The 18571-nt window shown below is 64.8% G+C and carries 19 protein-coding genes and 1 pseudogene; 6 read left to right on the top strand and 14 right to left on the bottom strand.

The genetic code is table 11. From position 1 onward, the window contains the following. Positions 1-133 precede the first annotated feature (133 nt). From Q2941_RS09385 to Q2941_RS09405, 5 genes and pseudogenes are all read right to left on the bottom strand, one after another. Complete coding sequence (locus Q2941_RS09385; protein ID WP_458192277.1) at positions 134-874, bottom strand: SDR family NAD(P)-dependent oxidoreductase; 741 nt, start codon at positions 872-874, stop codon at positions 134-136. A gap of 160 nt (positions 875-1034) precedes the next feature. Beyond that, positions 1035-2546, bottom strand: a complete 1512-nt coding sequence (gene purF, locus Q2941_RS09390; RefSeq protein WP_254113848.1) for an amidophosphoribosyltransferase — start codon at positions 2544-2546, stop codon at positions 1035-1037. A gap of 31 nt (positions 2547-2577) precedes the next feature. Further along, positions 2578-3207 (bottom strand): CvpA family protein, encoded by a 630-nt coding sequence (locus Q2941_RS09395; protein ID WP_027522555.1) that lies wholly within the window; start codon positions 3205-3207, stop codon positions 2578-2580. A 167-nt stretch (positions 3208-3374) separates the two neighbouring features. Beyond that, positions 3375-4820: a DNA repair protein RadA gene (gene radA, locus Q2941_RS09400; RefSeq protein WP_458192278.1), complete on the bottom strand. Its 1446-nt coding sequence runs from the start codon at positions 4818-4820 to the stop codon at positions 3375-3377. Between the two features lie 18 nt (positions 4821-4838). After that, a pseudogene (locus Q2941_RS09405) lies at positions 4839-5566 on the bottom strand (sulfite exporter TauE/SafE family protein). A 293-nt stretch (positions 5567-5859) separates the two neighbouring features. Here Q2941_RS09405 and Q2941_RS09410 point away from each other — a divergent pair. Next, entirely contained in the window at positions 5860-6228 is a 369-nt protein-coding gene (locus Q2941_RS09410) for a GFA family protein (protein ID WP_254112642.1), read from the top strand. Between the two features lie 69 nt (positions 6229-6297). On the opposite strand, the gene Q2941_RS09415 is transcribed toward Q2941_RS09410, so the two are convergent. Then, positions 6298-6810: a hypothetical protein gene (locus Q2941_RS09415; RefSeq protein ID WP_254112640.1), complete on the bottom strand. Its 513-nt coding sequence runs from the start codon at positions 6808-6810 to the stop codon at positions 6298-6300. A 180-nt stretch (positions 6811-6990) separates the two neighbouring features. After that, entirely contained in the window at positions 6991-7761 is a 771-nt protein-coding gene (locus Q2941_RS09420; protein WP_458192279.1) for an exodeoxyribonuclease III, read from the bottom strand. Positions 7762-7799: 38 nt separating this feature from the next. On the opposite strand from Q2941_RS09420, the gene Q2941_RS09425 reads away from it, so the two are divergent. Continuing rightward, positions 7800-8018 (top strand): cysteine rich repeat-containing protein, encoded by a 219-nt coding sequence (locus tag Q2941_RS09425; RefSeq protein WP_458192280.1) that lies wholly within the window; start codon positions 7800-7802, stop codon positions 8016-8018. 173 nt (positions 8019-8191) lie between these two features. Here the strand turns inward: Q2941_RS09425 and alr are convergent, their stop codons facing one another. Both alr and Q2941_RS09435 read right to left on the bottom strand, forming a co-directional pair. Further along, positions 8192-9481: an alanine racemase gene (gene alr / locus Q2941_RS09430; RefSeq protein ID WP_458192281.1), complete on the bottom strand. Its 1290-nt coding sequence runs from the start codon at positions 9479-9481 to the stop codon at positions 8192-8194. A 166-nt stretch (positions 9482-9647) separates the two neighbouring features. Further along, positions 9648-11153 carry a replicative DNA helicase gene (locus Q2941_RS09435; RefSeq protein ID WP_027522563.1) on the bottom strand — a complete coding sequence of 502 codons (1506 nt, stop codon included), beginning with the start codon at positions 11151-11153 and terminating at the stop codon, positions 9648-9650. Between the two features lie 549 nt (positions 11154-11702). On the opposite strand from Q2941_RS09435, the gene Q2941_RS09440 reads away from it, so the two are divergent. Further along, positions 11703-11900 carry a transcriptional regulator gene (locus Q2941_RS09440; RefSeq protein ID WP_458192282.1) on the top strand — a complete coding sequence of 66 codons (198 nt, stop codon included), beginning with the start codon at positions 11703-11705 and terminating at the stop codon, positions 11898-11900. 15 nt (positions 11901-11915) lie between these two features. Here Q2941_RS09440 and Q2941_RS09445 read toward each other — a convergent pair whose 3' ends face one another. Continuing rightward, complete coding sequence (locus Q2941_RS09445) at positions 11916-13166, bottom strand: SAM-dependent methyltransferase (RefSeq protein WP_027522566.1); 1251 nt, start codon at positions 13164-13166, stop codon at positions 11916-11918. A 287-nt stretch (positions 13167-13453) separates the two neighbouring features. Between Q2941_RS09445 and Q2941_RS09450 the strand changes: the two genes are divergently transcribed. The 3 genes from Q2941_RS09450 (at position 13454) to Q2941_RS09460 (ending at position 16067) form a co-directional block, all read left to right on the top strand. Continuing rightward, positions 13454-14509 carry a hypothetical protein gene (locus tag Q2941_RS09450; protein ID WP_458192283.1) on the top strand — a complete coding sequence of 352 codons (1056 nt, stop codon included), beginning with the start codon at positions 13454-13456 and terminating at the stop codon, positions 14507-14509. Between the two features lie 104 nt (positions 14510-14613). Further along, complete coding sequence (locus Q2941_RS09455) at positions 14614-15222, top strand: TetR/AcrR family transcriptional regulator (protein ID WP_027522568.1); 609 nt, start codon at positions 14614-14616, stop codon at positions 15220-15222. Next, positions 15219-16067: an amidohydrolase family protein gene (locus Q2941_RS09460; protein ID WP_458192284.1), complete on the top strand. Its 849-nt coding sequence runs from the start codon at positions 15219-15221 to the stop codon at positions 16065-16067. Before Q2941_RS09455 ends, Q2941_RS09460 begins: the two co-directional genes overlap by 4 nt. A 41-nt stretch (positions 16068-16108) precedes the next feature. Here the strand turns inward: Q2941_RS09460 and rplI are convergent, their stop codons facing one another. The 4 genes from rplI to rpsF all read right to left on the bottom strand — a co-directional run bounded on the left by rplI (position 16109) and on the right by rpsF (position 18571). Further along, the gene (rplI, locus tag Q2941_RS09465; RefSeq protein ID WP_027522569.1) at positions 16109-16708 is read right to left on the bottom strand and encodes a 50S ribosomal protein L9; all 600 of its coding nucleotides are present in this window, start codon (positions 16706-16708) and stop codon (positions 16109-16111) included. A 46-nt stretch (positions 16709-16754) separates the two neighbouring features. After that, positions 16755-17729 carry a DUF2232 domain-containing protein gene (locus Q2941_RS09470; RefSeq protein ID WP_458192285.1) on the bottom strand — a complete coding sequence of 325 codons (975 nt, stop codon included), beginning with the start codon at positions 17727-17729 and terminating at the stop codon, positions 16755-16757. A gap of 129 nt (positions 17730-17858) precedes the next feature. After that, positions 17859-18098 carry a 30S ribosomal protein S18 gene (gene rpsR, locus Q2941_RS09475; protein WP_007592020.1) on the bottom strand — a complete coding sequence of 80 codons (240 nt, stop codon included), beginning with the start codon at positions 18096-18098 and terminating at the stop codon, positions 17859-17861. A gap of 5 nt (positions 18099-18103) precedes the next feature. Further along, positions 18104-18571 carry a 30S ribosomal protein S6 gene (rpsF, locus tag Q2941_RS09480; protein WP_027522571.1) on the bottom strand — a complete coding sequence of 156 codons (468 nt, stop codon included), beginning with the start codon at positions 18569-18571 and terminating at the stop codon, positions 18104-18106.

The following is an 18571-nucleotide window of genomic DNA, read 5'->3' on the forward strand; positions in this document are numbered from 1 at the left end:
TCTTGATGTTCCCGATAGCCTGTCCTGATGCTTGCGGCAATGCGCTAATCGTAGCGGTCCGGGCGATCGGTTAATCCGATCGTCCCGCGCTGACTTAAATTTCATCAAAGGTCGCGCCACCGCAGGGCGGCTTTCAGGCCGGCGGTCGGAAGCTCATCAGCGTGCGCGACTTGTAGTCGTAGAATTTGCCGGTTTCTGTCCAGTCGGGTGCGCACATCGGCACGATGAACTCCGCCGCCTGCTCGGGCGTGTCGAGCGTCGAGGGATCCTCGCCCGGCATCAGGGTCGCGCGCATGCGGGTGCGGATCGGCCCGGGATTGAACAGGTTGACGCGCAGCTTCGTGCTCGCGGTCTCCTGCGCCCAGGCACGTGCCAGCGTCTCCAGCGCGGCCTTGGAGGCGGCGTAGGGGCCGACATAGGCGGTCGCCTTGTTGGCTGCGCCCGAGGTGATGAACACCGCGCGGCCGGCGTCGGATTGTTTCAGCAGCGGCTCCATGCAGCGGATCAGCTGGAAATTCGCCGACACGTTGATCGCCATCACGTCGGTGAAGGTCTTGAGCTCGATATGGCCAAGCGGTGAGGAGGGACCGAGCACGCCGGCATTGCCGACGAGAATGTCGAGCTTGCCGTGGCGCTCGTGCAGCGCGGCGCCGAGCCGCGCGATACCATCGAAGTCGGTGAGGTTGAGCGGCACCAGCGTGGCGTTGCCGCCTGATTTCCGGATCTCGTCGTCGAGCTCTTCCAGCCCGCCCTGCGTGCGCGCCACCGCGACGATGTGCGCACCGGCTTTCGCCAGCGCGATTGCGGTGGCGTAGCCGATGCCGCGTGAGGCGCCGGTGACGAGAGCGATGCGGTTGGCTAGGGGTTTTGTCATGGCGGGGTTTTACAGGCGTGGATGGCCGGGACAAGCCCCCGCTTGGTCGTCATTTCCGGGGCGATGCGAAGCATCGAACCCGGAATCTCGAGATCCCACAATGCGCAATTGCATATTGGGGTTCGGTCCTGCGGACCGCCCCGGGATGACAGCTACGCCGTCAGCTCGCCTCCGCCAGCAACGACAATTGCCGCGGCTGCGCCTCGGTCTGGGTCTGGTCGGTGAGATGCGTCGGATAGGCGCCGGTAAAACAGTGATCCGAAAACTTCGGATTGGCCGGGTCGCGGCCGGGCTCGCCCATGGCGCGGTACATGCCGTCGATCGACAGGAAGGCGAGCGAGTCTGCGCCGATGATCTCGCGCATCTCTTCGAGCGAGTGCGTCGCTGCGAGCAGGCCGCCGCGATCGGGCAGGTCGATGCCGTAGTAATCGGGATAGAGGATCGGGGGCGAGGCGAGACGGAAGTGCACCTCGGTCGCGCCCGCATCGCGCATCATGCGCACGATCTTCTTCGAGGTGGTGCCGCGCACCAGGGAGTCGTCGATCAGGATGATGCGCTTGCCTTCGATCGCGGCGCGGTTCGCCGAATGCTTCATGCGCACGCCGGATTCGCGGATCGCCTGCGTCGGCTGGATGAAGGTGCGGCCGACATAATGGTTGCGGATGATGCCGAGCTCGAATGGCACGCCGGAGAACTGGCTGTAGCCGACCGCGGCGGGCACGCCCGAATCCGGCACCGGTACCACCACGTCGACCGGCACGTGGCTCTCCCTGGCGAGCTGCGCGCCAAAGGCCTTGCGAACCTCGTAGACCGAGCGGCCGTGGACGATGGAATCCGGACGGGAGAAATAGATGTATTCGAAGATGCAGGGCCGCGGGGCCATCGGCGGGAACGGCTTGTGGACGTCCTCGCCGTTCTCGTCGAACACGATGACTTCGCCGGGCTCGATGTCGCGCACGAAGCGCGCGCCGATGATGTCGAGCGCGCAGGTCTCCGACGTCAGGATCGGGCAGCCGTCGAGCTCGCCGAGCACCAGCGGCCGGATGCCGCGCGGATCGCGCGCGCCGACCAGCTTTTTGTTGGTGAGCGACACCAGCGCATAGGCGCCTTCGATCTCGCGCAGCGCGTCGATATAGCGTTCGATGAAGCGGGCACGCTTGGATCGTGCGACCAGGTGCAGGATCACCTCGGTGTCGGTGGTCGACTGCATCATCGCGCCGTTCCTGACGAGCTCGCGGCGCAGCGTCAGGCCGTTGGTGAGGTTGCCGTTATGGGCGACCGCAAGGCCGCCGGCATTCAGCTCGGCGAACAACGGCTGCACGTTGCGCAGGATCGTGGCGCCGGTCGTGGAGTAGCGGACATGGCCGACCGCGACACTGCCGGGCAGGCGGTCGATCACCTCGCGGCGAGAAAAGGTGTCGCCGACGAGACCGAGGCGGCGTTCGGAGTGGAAGCGGTTGCCATCGTAGGAGACGATGCCGGCGGCTTCCTGGCCGCGGTGCTGAAGGGCGTGGAGGCCGAGGGCGGTGATGGCGGCGGCGTCGGGATGGCCGTAGATGCCGAACACGCCGCATTCCTCGCGTAGCGTATCCCCCTCGAGATCGTCCTGAAGCTCGAGCCCGGCCGGGGGGAGGTCGAGATCAAGCTGGGCGTTCCAGTCGGGGTTTTGCATCTCGTCCATCGCGCCTCTCTTCGGGCTCAATTCAACGTGCCGCGGGTTTCTCGATCAGCTTTTTAAGGCTGTCACGAGCCGGTTTACTGTAGCCGTCGCTGCCGCCCGCAGGCTGCTGCTCGGTATCAGCTTGATCATCATCTGGTTTGTTTTTCTTGAATCTCTTCAAGATGGTGTTCTCGGGGTCGTCCGGCAAGAGCGACATCAGCCAATCCCCGGTTCCCTGGAGCACCACCCGGGATTTGGCTCCCGTGACCCAGTCCGGGCGCTGCTTGTCCGGGACCAGCCAGGTGAAGAACAGGAAGGCGACCACGACGATCAGGAGGCCGCGGGCAAGGCCGAACAGGAAGCCCAGGGTGCGGTCCAGGGCGCCGATCCGGGAATCCAGGATCATGTCGGAGATCCGGACCGTGATCACGGACACCACGATCAGCGTGCCCACGAACACACCGGCCACAACCACGACGCTGGCGACCGTGTCGTTGTTGAAATAGGTCTTGGCGGTCGGCAGCAGCTTCGAGAATGAATAAAGCGTCACGATCGCCGCTGCGCCCCAGGCCGCGATCGACAGGATTTCGCGCATGAAGCCGCGGACCATGGCAAGCAGGCCCGAGATCAGCATCACACCGAGCAGGATCAGATCGAGGAGTGTAATCGGCATCGGCTGGTCTGGTCCGCTCGTACTCTCAAAGGTGCTCAGCGAATCGGTGTTTTGGCCGCCGCCCTAAGTGAGGGGCAGACGGTGTTCCCAGCAAGTCCGGAACCACGCAATCCCATGCTGCTTTGTGACGGCTGTATAGCGGCGGGGCCGGGGATCGTCACCTCCAGCTAGCCCTCTCCACGGCGGAATCTGGCGGGTGTGGCATTTTTCTCGGGCGCGGACGCGGATTCGCCCCGGCGCGAGCCGCGGGCGGCGATCTCGGCGACCAGCGTGGTGAGGCTGTTCACGGCGTTGAGCGACAGCCCGGCGTCGCCGCCGGCCTCGCCACGGGCCGATTCGGGCAGCACGGCGCGGCTGAAGCCGAGCTTTGCGGCCTCCTTGAGCCGCGCGGGGGTCTGGGCCACGGGTCGCACCACGCCGGAGAGCGAAATCTCGCCGAAATAAACGGCATCGGTGGGTAACTGCGCGTTAACCAGTGACGACACCAGCGCCGCCGCCGCGGCAAGGTCGGCGGCTGGCTCGTGGATGCGAAGGCCGCCCGCAACGTTCAGATAGACGTCGTGGCCGGACAGCTTGACCCCGCAATGGGCTTCCAGCACCGCCAGCACCATGGAGAGCCGGCTCGGGTCCCAGCCGACCACGGCGCGGCGCGGGGTGCCGAGCGAGGTCGGCGCCACCAGGGCCTGCAATTCGACCAGCACGGGGCGGGTGCCCTCGATACCTGCGAACACGGCAGTGCCGGGGGTGCCGAGGTCGCGCTCGGACAGGAACAGCTCGGACGGGTTGGTGACTTCGCGCAGGCCGAGTCCGGTCATCTCGAAGACGCCGATCTCGTCGGTGGGGCCGAAGCGGTTCTTCACGGCGCGCAGGATGCGGAATTGCTGGGAACCTTCGCCCTCGAAGGACAGCACGGCGTCGACCATGTGTTCGACCACGCGGGGGCCGGCGATCTGGCCGTCCTTGGTGACGTGGCCGACCAGGATGATGGCGGCTCCCGTCTTCTTGGCGAAGCGGATCAGCGCCTGCGCCGAGGCGCGCACCTGCGTCACCGTGCCGGGCGCAGACTCCACCGTGTCGGTCCACATGGTCTGGATCGAGTCGATCACGATCAGGCGGGGGACCGAGCCTTCAGACAGCGTCGAGATGATGTCCTCGACCGACGTCTCCGCAGCGAGCTGCACCGGCGCGTCGGATAGCCCGAGCCGCTCGGCGCGCAAGCGCACCTGCGCGATCGCCTCTTCGCCGGAGATGTAGACGATGCGGTGGCCGGCGCGCGCCAGCAAGCTGGTAGCCTGCGTCAGCAGCGTCGATTTGCCGATGCCGGGATCGCCGCCGACCAGGAGCACCGAGCCGCGGACGAAGCCGCCGCCGGTGACGCGGTCGAGCTCGGTCATCCCTGAGGACAGGCGAGGGGCGTCAGGGCTTTTCCCCGCCAGGCTCTCCAGCGCGAAGGTGCGCCCCTTGCGTTTGGGGCGGATCGACACAGGCACGTTGCCGGTCGCGTCCTCCTCGGCCAGCGTGTTCCACTCGCCGCAGGCCTCGCACTTGCCTTGCCAGCGATTATAGGACGCGCCGCAGTTCTGGCAGACGAAGGAGAGCGTGGATTTGGCCATGGGACTGGTGAATCGGTGTCAGGGGGAGAGCGTGGCGTTCCATAGCATGCTGAGCCCCGCCGCGACCATGATGGCGTCCATCACCAGGCGGAACACGTCTGGCTTCATCTGCAGCACGAAGCGCTTGGCGATGAAGGCGCCAAACATGAGCGAGGAGCCTGCGATGAGGCCCTTGATTGCGACGTCGCCGGTCAGCGCGCCGAAGCGTTCGAAGGTCACGGATTTCGACAGATAGAGGCCGAGCGAGGAGGCGGCCTCGGTCGCGAGGAAGGCGCCCTTGGTCAGGCCGTAGAACAGGAACAGCGGCACGCTGAGCGGGCCCGTCGAGACCACGATGCCGGTGATATAGCCGATGACCGCGCCGCCGATCGCCAGATGCCAAAGATTGGCCTTCAGATCGTGCCGCGCCAGCCAGTGCCGCGCCGGCACCATCGCGATCAGGAAGATGCCGATCGCAAGATCGACCGCGTGCGAGGGCAGCGCCAGCAGCGTCCGCGCGCCGAGCGCTGCGGCCGGGATGCCGGTGATGGAATAGGCTGCGCATGCCTTCCAGTCGACCTCGCGCCACCAGGCGAGGATCCGCGACAGGTTCGCCATCACGGCGCCACGGCCATGATCGGCACCGCCTCCTTCGGCCCGTATTCATAGACCAGCACCGGCATCAGCATGATCGACGAACCCGTGCCGACGATGCCGGAAATGGTGCCGGCGATCAGGCCGACGATGAGGACGAACAGGAATGCCAAAGAGGAGGGCTCCGGGAATCGGGGGAGTGTAGCCAATTCTTGCCGCAGATCGGACCGTTTCGCCTGCGCGACAAAAAACCTCGAAAACAACCCCATCCAAAGTAGCCGGGGCTGCCGGCATCCTGCGGTCTGCGAACGGCTTGAGACGGGCACACGTCGGTGTCGCGATGGCGGCGCCCGCTGAGGCGGCTGCCTGCAAACGAGGCGGTGCGCCGCAGCACATGCTGACAGCATGTTGGCAGCAGGCCTCGGCTACGACCATCTCCTGACATTTTCGAGACAGGGAGCGGGCCATGCCGGTCGAAGGAAGCTGCCATTGCGGTGAGACGGTGTTCGAGGTCACCGAGCCGCCGGCCAGCGTTACGCGCTGCACTTGCTCGCTCTGCGCCAAGCGCGGCGCGTTGTGGGCCTATTACACGCCGGCGCAGTTCCGCTTGCTCTCTCCGCCGGAGAACGTCGCGACCTATCAATGGGGAAGTCGAACCGTCAAACATCACTACTGCGCGAGCTGCGGCTGCGGCACCTATTCGGAGTCGCCGGACTGGTCGAGCGGAAAGCCCGACTTCGACAATCCGAGAGTGGGCATCAATGCCCGCCTGTTCGACGATTTCGATCTCGATGCTGTGCCGGTGAACGTGATCGACGGCAAGAATTTGTGGTGACGGGGAATATCGCCGTTTGACCCCGAAGCGGATTTGGACGTGCCTTGAGGTCATATCCGACCGGAATTTTCAAAGGCACGCGCCGTAGTAGCCCCCCTCGACATGGGTCAAATCGCCATGTTCATCGCTTGACCACATGACTGAAATGGATTCCATGCAAACACCGCCGCCCCACTTATAAACCAACGTTCTCTTCCTCCTCTCTTCCTGCTCCGGAGTTAAGCACTGGTGGTAGACCTCCCCGATCGGCACCTGCTGGCCAGGCGGAACGCAATTGGACGGTACGGGATCGGCGGGTCGAAATCCCTGGCCCGCCAAAATCGCTTTCAGTGCGCCCTCTGTTGACCCAACCGGAAATTGTGACTGCAGGACCTCAGTCAACTTTTTGCTGGCTGCTGCAAAGTGGGGCCAGTCTTCTTTGGTAATGACCCCCTTCGCGATTGGCGGCGGCCCGGAGTTGAAAATCGCCGCGATGACGATAACCATGACCAAACGCGCTGTCGGGCTAAAAACAAACAAGCCCGAGAGAATGGCCACAACAAGGGCGAGTGTTGCCAAGACCCAAATAGCAAAACGCTTCACGCAGGTCCCTCTCCCCGAACTCGCTGCTGGTGCGCTACTTTGGCATGAAACCGTCATTCCGCGCACGTCCGAATCTGGCCCATGGCGGAAATCATCGAAGCCACTGCCGACGTCTGCTTCAAGAGACGAAGCCGACGAGTAGCTGTATCTACCGTAGGCAGTGGACTTGAGAGCGTGCGCCTAGCGCAGCACCACCCACACCGGCGCATGGTCGCTCGCGCCGTCTTCGCCGCGGATCGTCTTGTCAACGCCGGCCTTGGTCAGGCGCGGGGCGAGGGCGGGGCTGAGCAAAAGGTGATCGAGGCGAAGACCGGCATCGCGCGGCCAGCGGTTACGCTTGTAGTCCCAGAAGGTGTAGATGCGCTTCTCGGGATGCAGCGCGCGGAGCGCATCGCACCAGCCTTGCGCGACGAGTGATTTGAATGCGGCGCGGCTCTTGGGCTGGATCAGGGCGTCCTTGTCCCAGGATTTCGTCGGATAGATGTCGAGCGCGGTCGGCGCGACGTTGTAGTCGCCGGCGAGCACGACCGGCAGGTCCTGCTTGAGAAAGGTCTTCGCGTGGCGCTTCAGGCGCGCGAACCAGTCGAGCTTGTAGTCGAATTTCGGTCCGGGCTGCGGGTTGCCGTTCGGCAAATAGATGCTGGTGACGATGATGCCGCGCACGGCGGCCTCGATATAGCGCGCCTCGATGTCGTCGGCGTCGCCGGGCAGGCGGTCGCGGGTCAACACGGGCTCGGCGTTGCGTGCGAGAATGGCGACGCCGTTCCAGGTCTTTTGTCCGCGCCAGACCGCGCCGTAGCCGGCCTTCTCGATCGCAGCGGCCGGAAATTCGCCATCGATGGCCTTCAGTTCCTGGAGTGCGACGACATCGGGATTCGCCGCGCGCAGCCAGCGCAACAGGTTGGGCAGGCGGTGGTTGATGTTGTTGATGTTGAATGTCGCAATCTTCATGTAGAGCAAGGCTCCTCACGCCCCAAACCGGAGAGACAATGTCCAAGTTGAATTTTGCAGCTATCGCAGTCGCCGTCGCGCTCTCCGGGTCCGCGCTGGCACAATCGTCCGATCCGCGCGGCGCCTGCAAGGCGGATTATGACAAATTCTGCGCCGGCATCGCGCCTGGCGGCGGCCGCATCGTCGCGTGCCTCAATGCCAAGCGCGACCAGCTCAGCGACACCTGCAAGAAGGCGCTGGACACCAGGAAGAAGTAAGCGTTCACGATCACCCTCGTGTCCCGGACGAGGCGCAGCGCGAAAGCGGTGCGACGCAGAGCCGGGACCCAGAAGGCGGCACGGTACAAAGCGGATAGATGGGCCCCGGCTCTGCAGCGCACCGCTGAAGTAGCGCTGCGCTGCGTCCGGGGCACGAGAGCGTGTCGGGTCGGTTAGGTCGGCAGCGGCGGCGGGCTTGCCGGCTGCTCCAGTGGCGGCGGCGCGGGTGGCTCGGCGGCGGACGTCGCGGCGGGCTGCGCGAGAGGTGGCTGTTCGACCGGCGCTTGCGCATTGCCGCCCTTGTAGACCCGGGCATAACGGTGGCCGAGGCTCGTCAGCACCTCGTATCCGATGGTGCCGAAATGATGCGCGAGCTCGTCGACGGTGATGCCTTCACCGAGCAGCGTCACCATGTGGCCGCGCCGCACCGAATTCGGCGGCAGATCGGTGATGTCGATCGCGATCAGATCCATGGAGACGCGGCCCGCGACCGGACAGCGCTTGCCCGCGACGATCACCTCGGCGCCGCGGGTGCCGTCATTGGAGCTGGCGGCGCGGAAATAGCCGTCGGCATAGCCGACCGCGATGATCGCGAGTTTCGTGGGGCGCCGCGCCGTCCAGGTGCCGCCATAGCCGACGCTCTCGCCACGCTCGATGGTGCGAATCTGCACGATGCGGGCCTTGAGATCGACCACCGGCTGCATCGGATTGTCGGCCTCCGGCGTCGGGTTGACGCCGTAGAGCGCCGCGCCCGGCCGCACCAGGTCGAACTGGAAGGGGGCGCCAAGGAAGATGCCGGAGGAATTGGCGAGCGCGGCGGGCACACCCGCGAATTCGCTCGCGATGGAGCGGAAAGCTGCGAGCTGCCTGGCGTTGACCGAACTATTGAGCTGCTCGGCGGAGACCAGATGGCTCATCACCAGCGTGATGCCGTGATCGCCGGCATTGATGCGCGGGATGATGGCCTGCGCCTCCTGGAGCGTCAGCCCGAGCCGGTTCATGCCGGTGTCGATATGGATGGCCGCGCCCCCGGTCCAGCCCGTGCGGCGGCAGAACACGTCCCATTCGGCGAGCTCGTTGAGATCGCCGATCACGGGGCGGCAATCGATCTTGGCGTAATGCTCGCCGGTATTCTGGAAAAAGCCGCCGAGCACGTAGATCGTCGCGGTCGGCACCGCCGCGCGGGCGATGCGCGCTTCCTCGATCGTCGCGACGAAGAAGGTCTTGCAGCCGGCTTTGTGAAGCACGCGCGCCACCGGTTCGGTGCCGCAGCCATAGGCGTCGGCCTTGATCACGGCGGCGCATTCGGCCGGCACCGCGGTCTTCTCGAGCTTGCGCCAGTTGGCGACGATCGCGTCGAGGTCGACGGTGAGCACGCCACCATAGGCGGCAAGCGCTGCGGCCTGGTTGGCCTCCTCGGAGAGGAGGCCGGTTTGCGGGATGAGGTTCGGGTCGGACGCCATTGTCATGGCATCGTTTTACGCAAGAGGTGTGCGCGGTTCAACCCGAGCAACTCAGAGCGCGATGAGATCATCGCGTTCTGCCTCCTTGCTTGAGCGTGATCTCCGCGCAAACGCGTTCCGCGTTTGTCGCGAGGGAAGACCGCTGCACACTTTTCCGGATCATGCCTTAGTAGTCGCTGCGATCCGGCAACTGGCCGTCATGGGCGAGATCGCCGAAGCGGGTGACCGAGGCATCGAAGTGCAGCTCGACCGTGCCGGTCGGACCATGGCGCTGCTTGCCGATGATGACTTCGGCCCGGCCGACCGTGCGCTCCATGTCTGCCTGCCATTTGGCGTGTTCCTCGGTGCCGGGACGCGGCTCCTTCATGGCGAGGTAATATTCTTCGCGGAACACGAACAGCACGACGTCGGCGTCCTGCTCGATCGAGCCGGATTCACGCAGGTCCGAGAGCTGCGGCCGTTTGTCGTCGCGCGATTCGACCTGACGCGAGAGCTGCGACAGTGCGATCACGGGGACGTTGAGCTCCTTTGCCAGCGCCTTCAGGCTGGTCGTGATCTCCGTGATTTCCTGGACGCGGCTGTCGCTGGCGCGCTTGCCCGAGCCGGACAGCAGCTGGATGTAGTCGATCACGAGGAGATCGAGACCCTTCTGGCGCTTCAGCCGGCGCGCGCGCGCCATCAGCTGGGCGATCGACAGACCGCCGGTTGCGTCGACATAGAAAGGCAGCGACTGCAGCTCGATCGAAACCTGGCGGATTTTCTCGAAATCGGCTTCCGAGATTCCGCCACGGCGGATGTGCGAGGAGGGGATGCCGGTGCGCTCGGCCACGATACGCGTGGCGAGCTGGTCGGCCGACATTTCACAGGAGAAGAAGCCGATCACGCCGCCATTGGCGGCCTTCGTGGTGCCGTCGGCCTGGAGTTCTGGAACGTAGGCTTGCGCGACGTTGTAGGCGATATTGGTCGCAAGCGACGTCTTGCCCATGCCGGGACGTCCCGCGACGATGATGAGGTCGGAGTGCTGCAGGCCGCCCATCTTTGTGTCGAGGTCGCGCAGCCCCGTCGAGATGCCCGACAGCTTTCCGTCGCGCTGGAACGCTTTTGCCGCGAGATCGACGGCGACCGTCAGCGCCTGCGAGAATTTCTGGAAGCCGCCGTCATAGCGGCCCGACTCGGCGAGCTCATAGAGGCGGCGCTCGGCGTCCTCGATCTGCGCCCGCGGCGCAAAGTCGACCGGGGCGTCATAGGCGACATTGACCATGTCCTCGCCGATGCCGATGAGGTCGCGCCGCAACGCAAGATCATAGATGGTGCGGCCATAGTCCTGAGCGTTGATGATGGTTGTCGCTTCGGCCGCCAGCCGCGCCAGATACTGCCCGATGGTCATGCCGCCGACGTCGGTATCGGCGGGCAGGAACGTCTTCAGCGTCACCGGGGTGGCGATCTTGCCCATCCGGATCAGGCTGCCGCCGGTCTCGAAGATCGTCTGGTGCAGCGGTTCGAAGAAGTGTTTTGGCTCGAGGAAGTCGGAAACGCGGTAGAAAGCGTCGTTATTGACCAAAATGGCGCCCAGAAGGCTCTGTTCCGCCTCGATGTTGTGCGGTGCGCTCCGATAGGCGGGGGTTCCGGCATCGGGCGCGAGTTTCAGGACGGTCGAATCAGTCAGGGCCATGGTCGGAGGTGCTTAGCAACTTTTCCGGCGGGATGCGGGGCGGCGATAAAGCGCCGACGGCAGGCAAAGCGGAAGCGAAAGCTGGTCGCTATCAACCGGTCTTTAAAATGGTGGATGGTTAGCAGCCGCAGCATGCGCGATGCTTGACTGATGTTTTGCGGAATTCGCCTCGGCGTCTTGATCCCGCTCAGGCCGGGCCGCGGAAAAATCCGGATGATATGAACCTTATATGTCGGCGCGCAGACCTATTTTGCAGGCGCGCATCATGCGGCGCACTGGCCGGCCGACTGTTCAGACGATCAGGAGGTAGACCAGCGCAACCAGGGCGGCGGCAACGCCGGTGGCGATCAAGGCATAGTCTGTGCGGAGATCGTCCTGCACGTCGAAGGAGGTTTGGATCTTCTTGCTCATGGCGACGGTCTAGGACAATTCCGACCACCGCTTTGTGAAGCAGATCACAGAACCCCGGAATCTTTCGTGTGAGGCTCGGAACGGGCCGCCGGGTAAGGGAATTGATCCGGTCCGCGACCGTCAGGAGACGAGGCGAAAATGCGGCAGGAGCTGCAGATATGGAAAAGCGAGGCGGGCAGCCGGATCTGGCTGTTGGCGCTGATCGCTGCCATGGAGGACGCCTCCCGGCCGGAAGGTGAGCGCTCCAAGCTGCCGGCCGAGACGCTGGCGCAGTTCCGTGCACGGCTCGCGCTACCGGCTTCGCTGCTCTACTCAGCCCCGCGCCTGCGTCACTAGCCTTCATTTGTAATATTATTCGCCCGCCAGCTTCAGCCTGGGCCTGCTGCTGCCCTCCAGGCCGCGCAGCCGCGCTTCCTCATGGCCGATATAGTCGCGGGTCACGGGGACCACGCCCTGCCGTTTGGTGAGCTGGATCTGGAAGTTCATCATGCCCTGCTTGCGGAAGGTCATCTCGCAGGCGGCCAGATAAAATTCCCACATCAGCGCAAATCGCTCGTCATAGAGCTGCACCGCTTCCTCGCGCCGCGCCATGAAGCGCTCGCGCCAGGCCTTCAGCGTCTCGGCATAGTGCAGGCGGAGGATCTCGATGTCGCAGACGAGCAGCCCTGCGCGCTCGATTGCGGGCAGTACCTCGGACAGCGCCGGGATATAACCGCCGGGGAAGATGTATTTGGCGATCCAGGGATTGGTGGAGTCCGGCCCCTGCGAACGGCCGATCGAATGCAGCAGCATGACGCCGTCCTCGCTGAGGAGCTCAGCGCAGCGCTGGAAATAGGTCTCGTAGAACTTGACGCCGACATGCTCGAACATGCCGACCGAGACGATACGGTCGAACGGACCGTCGATGTCGCGATAGTCCTGGAGCAGGAACCGGGCTGACCGGGTCAGGTTCTTCTCGGCCGCGCGGGCATTGGCAAGCTGCAACTGCTCGGTCGACAGCGTGATGCCGGTGACGTCGGCGTCTGCGATCTCGGCGAGGTAGAGGCCGAGCCCGCCCCAGCCGGAGCCGATATCGAGCAACCGGTGGCCACGTTTGATGGCGAGCTTCGCTGCGATATGCCGCTTCTTGGCGAGCTGGGCGTCGTCGAGCGAAGTGTCCGGCGTCTCGAAATAGGCGCAGCTATATTGCCTGTCGGCGTCGAGGAAGAGCGCATAGAGCCGGCCGTCCAGATCATAGTGATGGGCGACGTTGGTCTTCGCGCGGGCACGCAGGTTGAACTGCTTCAAATGTCGCGTCAGGTAGCGCAAGTGCCACTGGGGTTTGGCCCACTGTGGCAATGTTCCGGGTTGATCCAGGAGGATCGCCAGGGCATCAGCGATCGAGCCTTGCTCGACGACGAACTCGCCGTCCATATAGGCCTCGCCGAGCCCGAGCTCGGGATTGAGCAGGATCTTTCGCTGCGCATCGGTTGTCGCGAAGCGGACCGCCACACGTTGGCCAGAGCCGTCACCGCATGTGAATTTTGCGCCGCTTACGGTCGTCACCGTCATCCATCCGCGCCGGATGAACTTGGTCAGGAAGCTACGCAACAAACGGTCCATAGAACCACCCTGTCGAGCGAACCCGAAAAGATGAGACTAACCCCCGCCATCACACCGACGCTTCGGAACTGCGTTGGTTCCTATGCATCTGCATGGGAATGTAATCAGCTGGTTCCGGACCTGCTATTGCGTTGTGTTCAAAGCCGATATTCGCAAAACGCGCGATCACATCCTTGCGTCATGAGCGTGCTTCCAATTGCAGCGCAATCGGCTAAAAGGTGACCCGCCGCCAGCGCCGCCCACGCGTGCGGGCTGGCCTTCTTGCGTTTTTCAATGGAGATGACGGGATGTCGAGCCGAGCGCTCAGCCTCGCGACGGTGTTGCTTCTGATCGGCCTTGGCGCTCCGGAGGCTGCGTTTGCGCAGGCGACGAACCTCGAGGCCGGCAAGAGTCCGTCCCAGATCTTCGCCCAGACCTGCAATGCCTGCCACAAGTCGCCGCGGGGGCTGCTCAAGTCGGTGCCGCCGGGCTCGCTGCCTAGCTTCCTGCGCCAGCACTACACCACGAGCTCGGACATGGCGGGCGTGCTCTCCTCCTACCTCGTCTCCAATGGTGCGACCGACACGCGCTACCAGGCCAAGGACGGCAAGGACAAGAAGGACGGCGCCAAGGAGAAGGAAAAAGAAGCCAATTCCAGCGCCACGCAACAGCCCGAGCCTTCCAGCCGGCGCCAGCGCCAGGACGCGGCGAAGCCGGAAGGTGAGGGCGCTCCGGCATCCGAGACCGGCCGGGCCGGTTCGAGGCGGATGGCGCGGCCGAGCGAAGAGGGTGCAAAGGAAGGCGCCAAGCCCGAGGGGCAAGCGACCAATGAGCGCGGTCCCGAGGGCCGCAAGTCCAAGCAGCGCCTGAGCAAGCGCGGCAAGCCCGAGCCCGAGGAAGCTCCGAAGGCTGACACCCCCAAGGGCGAAACGCCCAAAGACATGCCCGCCGCAGCCGAGCCGCCGGTCGAGAAGAGCGAACCCAAAAACGATACGAAGAACGACAGCGCCAAGGTCGATACCGAGGCCAAGCCCGACAGCGCGAAGGACAAGCCGGCGGAGAAGCCGGCCGACAAGCCCGAGAGCGCCAAGATCGAGCCTTCGACCAGCCAGACCCCAGCGCTGCGGCCCGATCCGGTGCCGGACGTGACGCCGGCCCCGTCGGCTGCTGCCAAGCCGGCAGATGCGCCCGTGCAGAAGCCAGCAGACACCGCGGGCAAGCCCGCCGATGCCTCTTCAAACGGCAGCGGCGCCTCTGCGCCGGCGGCGGCCAAGCCGCAGGACGCGGCGCCGCCTGCGGCCGCGGCCGCCCCGCCGGCTCCGGCCGAGCCGTCCGGCTCGCCGGCCCCGCCGATCTCCCGCTAACGAGACTTCCATCTCGTCATTGCACCGGAGGCCGCTCATCGCGGCCTCCGCGTCGTCTTGACCAGCTAGAGTACTGCTCTAGAGTATTACTCTAGGAGGTGCCGATGTCGGCTGGCGTGCGTGACGATCTGTTAGCCGCGGGGCTGGCGATCTTCGATCGTGCGGGCTTCGAGGGCGCGACGGTGGCCGCGATCCGCGCGCGGGCGCGTGCCTCCAATGGCAGCTTCTTTCATTTTTTCGCCTCGAAGAAGGAGCTCGCCGGCGCGCTGTTTCTGGAAATTCTCGCCCGGTATCACGCAGCAGTGCTGAATTCGGTCGATGAGTCCTGCGGCGCGCGGGAAGGTGTGGCGCGATTGATACGCGCTCATCTGGACTGGGTGGTGAACTCCAGGCGAGAAGCGCGTTACCTGTTCGAGATCTCCCGCAGCGAATGGACCGAAGATGTCCGCGACGCGCAGCGTGCGCAGAATTCGCGTCTTGCGGAAGCCGTCGAACGCTGGCGCGCGCCGCTGGTCGCGCGCGGCGAGTTGCTGCCGATGACGGCCGCGCTGTTCTTCAGCCAGATCATCGGACCGGCGCAGATTTTCTGTCGCGCCTGGCTGTCGGGCCGCGATCGCTCCGATCCGAGAGACCAGACCGACATGCTGATCGCATGCGCCATCCGCGCAGTGGTCACGCCGAACGTCTCTAGCGCGGGAACAGATGGGCCATGATCATCGACGCATGGGGGCAGCACCCGACGCTGCGTCACAGTCAGGACGACATCTTCGCGTCGCTGCGACGCTGGACCAAACGCGATAGTCCAACTCACGAGCTTCCTGTCGCGGCCACGGTCCGCGCGATGGAGGAGCGCGGAATCGACAAGATGCTGATTTCGGCGTGGGTTGCCCCGCGAAATGTCATGATCTCGAACGACGAGGTGGCTGGATTCGTGGCGCAAGCGCCCGACCGCCTGGTCGGCGTCGGGTCGGTCGATATATCGAGGCCGATGGATGCCGTCAGGGAAATCCGCCGCTGTGTCAGCGAACTCGGTTTCAAGGCAATTCGCGTCCTTCCCTGGCTCTGGGATTTGCCGCCGACCGATCGTCGTTTCTATCCGGTCTATACGGCGTGCTGCGAATTGAACGTGCCGTTCTGCACGCAGATCGGACATACCGGCCCCCTGATGTCATCGGAAGTAGGGCGCCCGATCTATCTCGATCGTGTTGCGCTGGATTTCCCCGAGCTCAGCATCGTCGCCGGCCACATCGGTTATCCCTGGACCGAGGAGGCAATCGCGGTCACCACCAAACACGAAAACGTCTTCATCGACACCTCCGCCTATACGGTCAAACGCTATCCGTCCGTCTTGATCGACTACATCCGCACGCATGGCCGTACCAAGGTGATGTTCGGCACCAACTATCCCATGATAACGCCGGCGAAGGCTCTTGAAGGCTTCGACCAGCTTGATCTCGACGACAGTGTCGCGAATTTGTTCCTCGGCGAAAACGCGAAGCGGGTATTCAAGCTCGGCGGCGGCGAAGACGACGGCCATAAGCAAAGAAGCCCGGCCTGAGGGCCGGGCTTCCGTTCGTCGAACAGGTTAGCGAGCGCGCGTTACTCTTCGGTCGCGGCAGGCGCCGGCTGCACGTCGTCGTGCTGGGCTTCCGGATCGAAGAACTCGCCGGCGGCGGCGATCGCCTCGGCGGCCGCGTCGCGGTCCTCGTTGCGGGTCGAGATGTCCTCGCCGCGGTTGATGCGTTCGGCTTCTTCCTGGCTGCGCGCAACCGTCACAGTGACTTCGATCTCGACCTCCGGGTGGACGGCGATCGTGATGGTGTGCTTGCCGATGGTCTTGATCGGCGCGTCGAGCTGCACCTGCGGGCGGGCGAGCGAGATGCCGTCGGCCTCGAAGGCGACGACGATATCGCGCACCGTGACCGAGCCGAACAGCTGGCCGGCTTCGGAGGCCTGACGGATCACGGTGATGTTCTTGCCCTCGATCTTCTCGGCGACCTTGGACGCCTCGCCCTTGGCCTTGAGGTTGCGCGCCTCGAGCTCGGCCTTCATGCCGTCATACTTGGCGCGGTTGTCGTTGGTGGCGCGCAGCGCCTTGCCGCGCTTGAGCAGGAAATTGCGGGCATAGCCGTCGCGAACCTTCACGACTTCGCCCATCTGGCCGAGCTTGGCGACGCGTTCCAGCAAAATGACTTCCATAATCGTTCTCCTTTTGAAGTGTTGTGAGTTGGCTTTTGGGTTGGACTTAAGGGGTTGGCAGTGGCGGCGGCCGGTTGCGCAGGAAGCGCTCGCGGAAACCGAAGACGGCATCGGCAAGCCCGAGCGCGATCATCGCGATCACGGGCCATCCGAGCACGACGACGACGGCGTAGGTCGAGCCGAGCCAGAACGCGCGGCTCTTCAGTGCAAGCGTGAGCGTATGCAGCACGGCGAAGCCGGTCAGCGCATAGGCCATCATCAGCGCCGCCGTGATGATCTGCGCGGCGATCGCGATCAGCCCGCCGGCGAAGCAGAAGGCGATGGCGATGCACAGCACGGCGAGCGTCATCGACGGCAGCTCGGCGGTCATCAGCGCGGGCCAGGGACGGCGTAGCCGTCCCGACGTCGCCGCCACCTTGGCCGAGAGCCAGAGGTTGAGGGTGAGCGTCATCATCGAGACGATGGTGGCAACGGCCGGTGCGACGGTCGCCAGCGCATCGATGAACTGGTCGGTATCGCCGGAGACTTGCGGATCGGCTGCGCGGAGGATGCGCATCAAGCCGCGGCGCAGCGAGGTCGTGATGCCCTCGGCATCGCTGCCGAGCGTGAGCAGCGCCGCGATCGTGATCAGCGCGGCAAAGCCCGCGATCCAGAGCAGGATTCGCCCGACCGGATACCATTCGATCTCAGGTTCGGCCGGCGGCTCTCCGCCCGCGGCGATCACGGCAGGAGTGGTATGGCGTCCGAGCAGCACGAGATGGCCGAGCCACCAGGCCGGCAGCGCGACCGTGACGGCAAAGGCGAGGCAGTAGGGCAGGCCGAAAATGGCGCCGAGGCCGATCGCGGCGGCGATGCCGCCAAGGCTCGCATACAGCGGTCCCCAGCCGATCGCGGCGACCATCAGCGGCAGGGGCGAGAGGTAGAACAGGACGAGCGAGATCAGCGCGCCCGAGATGATCGAGGCGAACATCAGGGCCGACGCAGCGCCGGCGATCAGGGCAATGAGTACAAGTGCCATCATCAGCTGTCCCGCTCCCTTCGAGCGGTTAGAGGCATTTCGCCCCAACCATCGGCAACCGGACGACCCGGAAGCCTTATGAGTTTGAATGATTCGACCGGCGGTCTCTGGGGCCGCCGGTCGGAACGTCGTTTAGCGGATCACGTAGGGCAAGAGGCCGAGGAACCGCGCGCGCTTGATGGCGCGGGCGAGCTCACGCTGCTTCTTGGCGGACACGGCCGTGATGCGGCTCGGCACGATCTTGCCGCGCTCGGAGACGTAACGCATCAGGAGCTTGGAGTCCTTGTAGTCGATCTTCGGCGCGTTGGCGCCCGTGAACGGGCAGCTCTTGCGGCGACGGAAAAACGGACGGCGTGCACCAGCTTCAGCCATTGTTCTTACTCCCCATCCGTCGTTTCAGCTTCTTCGCGCGGACGGCGCGGGCCGCGGTCACCGCGGAAGCCGCCTTCGCGGTCGCCACGGAAGCCGCCTTCACGCTCGCCGCGGAATCCACCGCCGCGGTCATCGCGCTCGCGATCGCGATCGGCCTTGCGCATCATTGCGGAGGGACCTTCCTCCAGCTCCTCGACGCGGACGCTGAGATAGCGGATCACGTCTTCGCTGATGCGCTCCTGGCGCTCGATCTCGGCGATCGCCGCGGACGGCGCGTCGATGTTGAGCAGCACGAAGTGCGCCTTGCGGTTCTTGTTCATGCGGTAGGTGAGGGAGCGCACGCCCCAGTTCTCGGTCTTGGTGACCTTGCCGCCGAGACCCTCGACGATACCGGTCATCTGGGTCGTCAGCTCTTCAACCTGCTGCGGGCTCGCGTCCTGACGCGCGAGAAAAACATGCTCGTAAAGAGGCAT

It is taken from the genome of Bradyrhizobium sp. UFLA05-153 (assembly GCF_054185185.1).